Origin of the sequence: Streptacidiphilus melanogenes (genome assembly GCF_000787835.1) — a bacterium.
GTDB lineage: Bacteria > Actinomycetota > Actinomycetes > Streptomycetales > Streptomycetaceae > Streptacidiphilus > Streptacidiphilus melanogenes.
The window spans coordinates 1-1,115 of sequence record NZ_BBPP01000095.1 but is presented as its reverse complement, the minus strand read 5'-3'; the positions used below and the strand labels follow the sequence as shown (position 1 = coordinate 1,115).

Sequence of the window (1,115 nt, the reverse complement as noted above, 5' to 3'; positions counted from 1 at the left end):
GTAGATGGTCCGGGCGGGGCCGAGGGGGAGGGGGTCGGTGGCCAGGATGCCGAAGTACTGCTCGTTGGTGAAGGTGTCGTGCCACAGTTGCAGCCGGTCGGGCGGGATTTGATGGAGCTGGGTGTTCCAGGTCTTTTTGTACCATTCGTCGGTCCATTCGAAGACGAACGCTCCGGCCGTCCCGAGTTGGCGCATCATGAGCAGCAACTGTGCGTCGGTCTGCATGGCCTGCTGCTCGGTGTGGTCGCCCTGGGTCCGGCCCAGTGGGGCGTCGTGGGCGGACCCGAGGGAGGAGGGCAGGCCGAACTCGGTGATCATCACCGGCATGACGCCTTTGAAGTGCGTCACAAGATCGTGGAGGTAGCCTGCGTAGGGGTCCGTGTGCCCGGCCAGGGTGTAGTGCTGCAGGCTGGGCTGGTACTGCAGGAAGTCGGGGTAGTAGGGGTAGACGTGGAAGCTGGCGAATGTGCCGCCGGGCCAGTTGCGGGTCGCCAGCACGTGGGCGGCGTCCACTGCGGCCATGTCTTCTCGGGGATTGGGCTCGTTGGGGTGCCGCAGCGGGTCGGTGGTCGGCCAGTTGGCGAAGGCCAGGGGTGCGCTCCAGCCCTTGGCCGCCTGCGCGGTGGCGATGTCGTCCATGCGGGCCGCGAGCCAGCGCTCGGTGGGTGTGGCCTGGGGGGTGCTGGCGAAGTAGCGGCCGTGGACCGCCGGTGCGTGCGGGTTCGCGCGGTCGGTCGCGGCGGTGGCGAAGGGGTCCCATTCGACGCCGATGATCCAACCGGCGGTCCAGCGTGAGACGTCGGCTGTCCAGGTTCCGCTGGCGAAGCCGGGCCGTGGCGGGCGGGCCAAGGTTCCGGTGACGGCGGACACGGCGTCTCGCAGCTCCTGGCGAAAGGTCTGTGTGGCCGCCGGATCGTACAGGTCCTGTTTTTGCAGGTAGATGTCGTTGGGCAGGTAGACGCCTTGGACCAGGTAGATCGGGTTCGTGGGATGGGCGGTGTCGTAGGCGCGCAGTGCGCGGTAGAAGTCGGGCGGGTGAATGGTGTAGATCCGGACGGCGTGGATGCCGAGCCGGTCCATCTCCTGGAACCATCTGGTGTAGTCCGCTGATGTGG

General features: G+C 67.4%; 1 protein-coding gene. It reads right to left on the bottom strand.

The window, feature by feature from the left end; all coding sequences use genetic code 11:
* Window positions 1–1,080, bottom strand: a 1,080-nt coding sequence (locus TR49_RS44320; RefSeq protein WP_201776286.1) for a hypothetical protein, incomplete at its 3' end; no start/stop codon positions are given.
* Between the last annotated feature and the right edge of the window lie 35 nt (window positions 1,081–1,115).